Genomic DNA, 4,599 nt, shown 5'->3' on the forward strand with positions numbered 1-4,599 from the left:
CCTCCGTTGGTGTTCTTGAGGGAGATTTTCCTATAAATCTTGTTATGGTTCCAGGTGGGTTGAGTTTGACGCTTACGTAATATCCGCCCGCCAGCCGTTCATATCGTTCCCTCCACAATCCGCTCTCCACAATCCGCTCTGCGTCTTTCACCCACAGTTTGCCGGAAATAAGTTTGGGCAACAGGGCATCGCGTAGCGCTGCGAGGGAGCGGGATTGCGCTGCATTGGACATGATGCGTGAATAGAGCGGTTCAACCTGTGTTCCAAATAAGGTTAGCGTATCTGTCGGTGGCAAGAGGACACAGAATGTGTCAATATCCGCCTTTCCAAGGTGGATTACGGTCGTCCCCGTCTTCGCTTCTTCAAAGAACCGTAAGGGCTCTTCTATGCTCAAGTAGATGAACGCTCGGGGAATCCCTGACCTAGGCTTGAAGCAGCACAACCGCTGGTTCAACCACGCGCGTGGGCCTTGCCAGAGGTGGGCGCGGAACTCTCCGTCCATCCCTACAATCACATCACCTGGTTCAACTTGATAAGCCCTTGGGGGTCTCTCAGTTGTGTAAACCTTTGGATCATAGGTACTGAGATCGCGAATTCTGATGATAGGGAGGCCTTCACCATCGTCGTTGAAGAGCACAGACTTGAACGGCGCACCGTAAATGACTTCTGCCACACTGTAAATGTCTACTACCTTCCACCCTTTAGGTATCCATCCCACCTCGCTCTCCTCGAACTCATCGGGGAACAACCTTGCCAGATGCTCCGGCAACCCGGCAAGTCGGCCCTCGGCTCGGGCACGGGCGAAAACTTCGCGTCGGCGGGCGGCTTTCTCCTCGAGTTCATCCGGGAGCGGCTTGCCAGCCCTGAGGGCGTTGTCAATCACCGGGTCGAAGTCCACAAACCACGACTTGAAGATAGCCCGTGCGATCGCCTCCAGCGTGTCGTTCATACGTTGGTTAAGTTCGATCTTGTCGTCCAGCATGCCCAGGATGTGGGCAATGGCGTGCTGCTCAGGCACCGGAAACCAAGGTACCTGCAAGTTTGCAAGGTCGCTTCCCCTAAAAGTGCTGTGAGAAATCCTTCAAACTACAATTAACCGCAGTCAACAACACAGTAAAATAAAAGTTGTTGAAGTTGGGCCACTCTTTCTTGCAGCGCGGTTACCGCAGCCCGAGTCATTTCCATGACCTTTGCTGCCCGTTTTTTCCGACGCCAAATCCACGTGGCCAGACGTTTTATATTCTGAGCCACCGCCGTCATCTTTACCTGTTCATCTACCGTAGCCGGGCCATAGCTCCTGGCCCGGCCCAGGCCATGATGTTCTTTGGCATCCGCAAAGGTGTGCTCGATACGGATCCGGTAACGATAGGTACGGCGGTATTCACCGCTTTGCTTCAACGTTCGGGCCAGGTTTCTGGCCCTGGTTATCCGGATACGTTCTTTCCGCTTGCTATACGTTAAAAGGTGATAAGTCCGGCGTTTCCAGGTCGGTAACGGCTCCAACCGTACGTCTCCCATGGGTACCAGGGGCTGATAGCCTAATGCGATCACTTCCGCCAGGAAATCTCCCTCGGTGTAATTGCCCTCACCCCGGAAGAAGCGTTTTTCTTCTTCCGGGGATAAAGGTGGTAAAAGGGGACTGGCTTTTTTCAGCATTTCCAGGGCGGCTGCCCGTTCCAATGCTCCATTGGCCAGTGTGGCCATGGCGTCGACGACAACACACGAGCGAACATCGAGCAGGTTATGGGCTAAATAGCTGAGTTTCGCTTCCTTACCAGGACCTTTGCGGAAGAGCCGGGCCTCGGGGTCAGTAGTGGAACGATGAGTGGCGTTGCTGAACTTCTCCCCATGAAAATCCGGGTCGCCTGCTTTCCTCCCGGAAAGATCCCGGGAAGCTTTAACGTCTTGTAAAACTTGGCCTTCTGGCTTTTTATCACTTTGCCCCTGGCCCCTTACCGGGGGTTCCCCGCCACTTGGGGGTTCGCTTTCGTCCTCTGATTTTGTGATAGCTTCCAGATCTTTCTCATCTTGTTTTTTGAGTTCTTCAAGGTATTTATCCAGCGGTTGGGGGGTGAACGCTTCCAGGCTTTTTATCGCTGCCCGCGCTTTAACAATGGTGCCATCGGCGGCCAACACGTCGCCTTTCACCAAGCCGGCTGCAACGCATTGTCGCACTATCTCACGCATGATCACCTCAAATAAACCGTTTACGCCAGAGCTTTCTGGCCTTGATCAGGGTGGTTCGATCGGGTAGAGGACTGTTGAAGTCCAGGCCGCAGAACCATAGATAGTCGGCATGCAGGGGTAATTCCGTGAACAGGCGGTTCTCGGAAATACCCAGCAGGTATGACAGGGTAATGAGGCGAAAAGCCATTTCCGGGTCTATCGATGGCCGCCCGGTACGGGAGTATAAATGGGCTACCCTGGCGCGGATGAACGAAAAATCAATTGCTGCATCAATACGGCGGAGGTAGTAATCATCTGGGATCAGGCTTTCAATATCGATAACCTGGATAGCTATTTGCCGCCGCAGGTTTTCCTTGCTTCCCAACAACGGAATCCTCTCCTGAAAAGTAGATGTTATTACTAATAAGGATTCGATGTTGGTTGCCAAATACCTGCCAATTAGAATGAGTTTTTCACAACGCTTCTATTATAATGGTCTATAAGTCTATAATGGTATAACCAATCAGGAGGGCCTTAATAATGTCTCGTATTGATGTTAAAGAAATGAAGCATAAAAAATACGGCAAGTGTCTTGAGCTTACCAACGGTATCGTAAATCTTATAATTACTATTGATACTGGACCTCGCGTGGTCCGTTATGGTTTTACTGGTAATGTAAATGAGTTTTGCGAGGAAGCGCCCATTACCATGCCCGTAGGAAAAGAGGAATGGCGACTCATGGGTGGCCATCGCCTGTGGCACAGCCCAGAAGTTTACCCGCGCATTTACTCCCCCGACAATGGGCCTGTGGGGTGGTCGGAGGTAGAAGGTGGGGTTAAGGTTTCACAAAAGGTCGAGTCGTGGGTACAGATCAAGAAAGAGATGGAAATTACCCTGGCGGAAGCTTCAAGCAAGGTAAAGATTGTCCATCATCTTACCAACAAAAACGCATGGCCGGTTGAACTGGCGGCCTGGGTTCTGACGGTGATGGCTCCCGGTGGCTTCGAAATTGTACCCCAGCCGCGGCAGGATACGGGTCTCTTGCCCAATCGCGTCATCGCTCTCTGGCTTTATTCCAGAATGAACGACCCGCGGGTTTACTGGGGAGAAAGATATATTTTGATAAAGCAAGACCCTGAGATAAGTAATCCTTTTAAGTTTGGTATTGCCAATCAAGATGGCTGGGCTGCTTACTTAAACCATGGAAACTTGTTTATCAAGCGTTTCAACCACCAGGTTGATGCTAGATACCCTGATTATGGTGTTTCCTACGAAACCTATATGAATAACTATATACTGGAAATGGAAAGTTTATCACCTTTGACTCTTTTAAAGCCAGAGGCTACTGTAAGCCATGTTGAGGAGTGGGAATTAATCGGCGATGTAGCTGTATATTATAAGCATGAAATCGATGCAAAAGATGAAGACATGCTTGAAGAAATGATGAAGAAACATATACGCTAATGATATATAGATATAACTAAGCATGCAGGAAGGGGATAGGCCAATGCCTATCCCTTTTTTAAACTTCAATGGAAGAAGCGCGGTTAAAATAGCCAAAACCCAGGGCAAGTTCAATGTTCCAGTTGTCTTCTCAAGGCGTTTAGCTCTTCCAGGGTAAGCCCCGTGGCCTTGGTAATGATAGCCGTGTATTTATTCCGGGTCATGGCAGGGATAAGATTAACGCTGCAGAATGCATACGGGAAGGATAAGGCCCACCCAAGGGAGGAGGGCCTATATGGGCAGCAAAAATCACTGCTCCATCTGCTTTTTAAGCGTAGCGATCTCGTCCGGAGCAAGCCCTGTTGCGCGGGCAATCGTCTCCATTTCTATGCCCAGCAACAACATGTTTTTCGCTACTTCCATCTTACCTTCCATCTTGCCTTTTAATAAGGCCTGCTGCTGCATCTCTTCCAGGGTTATTTCTAGGTTGTAAATCATCCGTTCCACCTCCCATGGATTGCTTGCGTCCAGGATGCGGTCAACCTTTTCCCTAAAATCTTCAGGCATTCTGGGCTTGACGACGTTCTTTAGCCAGGTCGTGAAATGGCGGAACTCATCATGCGTGAGGTGCTTTAAGACCCCTGCCAGTTTCTGTAGCCGTATAGCCAGGTCTTCTGGCTGCATCTTCTGGTCCAAAAGGAAGACCCCAGCGATCAGATTGGCCGCCTTGATAAGCTCTTCTTCGCTGTAACGGTTGACATCAAACAGCAAGTAGCGAAAGTCCAGGAGATGCTCGCTGAAATCCTGGTAACTATCTAGCATTTCTTTGAAAGTGCTGGCTACTGTCCAGTTGTTAGCCCCGTTGTAGAGCACCGCCGGGACGATGGGTGGCAGGCGGAAATACTTGCTCTCCCGCTCGTGCTGCGGGGTGTTGTTGTAGATTTCCCGCTAGACCTCGACCATGTAAAGCAAAAGCCGAAAAGGTATCAG

5 protein-coding genes are annotated in these 4,599 nt (G+C 50.4%); 1 reads left to right on the forward strand and 4 read right to left on the reverse strand.

Annotated elements, in window-relative coordinates; all coding sequences use genetic code 11:
• The 3 genes from SDD30_RS17010 to SDD30_RS17020 all read right to left on the reverse strand — a co-directional run.
• A partial coding sequence (locus tag SDD30_RS17010) for a restriction endonuclease subunit S (RefSeq protein WP_434076124.1) occupies positions 1–1,018 on the reverse strand: 1,018 nt, incomplete at its 3' end.
• 74 nt (positions 1,019–1,092) lie between these two features.
• Positions 1,093–2,187, reverse strand: coding sequence for a transposase (locus SDD30_RS17015; RefSeq protein WP_434076125.1), 1,095 nt, complete (start codon positions 2,185–2,187; stop codon positions 1,093–1,095).
• Positions 2,188–2,194: 7 nt separating this feature from the next.
• On the reverse strand, positions 2,195–2,554 hold the full coding sequence (locus SDD30_RS17020) for a transposase (RefSeq protein ID WP_434076126.1): 360 nt from the start codon (positions 2,552–2,554) through the stop codon (positions 2,195–2,197).
• Positions 2,555–2,706: 152 nt separating this feature from the next.
• On the opposite strand from SDD30_RS17020, the gene SDD30_RS17025 reads away from it, so the two are divergent.
• On the forward strand, positions 2,707–3,630 hold the full coding sequence (locus SDD30_RS17025) for a hypothetical protein (RefSeq protein ID WP_434076127.1): 924 nt from the start codon (positions 2,707–2,709) through the stop codon (positions 3,628–3,630).
• 288 nt (positions 3,631–3,918) lie between these two features.
• On the opposite strand, the gene SDD30_RS17030 is transcribed toward SDD30_RS17025, so the two are convergent.
• A complete protein-coding gene (locus SDD30_RS17030) occupies positions 3,919–4,551 on the reverse strand; it encodes an Rpn family recombination-promoting nuclease/putative transposase (protein ID WP_434076128.1) in 633 nt (210 codons plus the stop codon).
• Positions 4,552–4,599: the final 48 nt, after the last annotated feature.

It is taken from the genome of Moorella naiadis (nom. illeg.) (assembly GCF_051020825.1).
GTDB lineage: Bacteria > Bacillota > DSM-521 > Neomoorellales > Neomoorellaceae > Neomoorella > Neomoorella naiadis.

Bases quoted from the DNA above. Each gene is read 5' to 3' on its own strand.
- SDD30_RS17015 (WP_434076125.1), bottom strand. From the start codon at position 2,187: ATGCGTGAGATAGTGCGACAATGCGTTGCAGCCGGCTTGGTGAAAGGC.
- SDD30_RS17025 (WP_434076127.1), top strand. From the start codon at position 2,707: ATGTCTCGTATTGATGTTAAAGAAATGAAGCATAAAAAATACGGCAAG.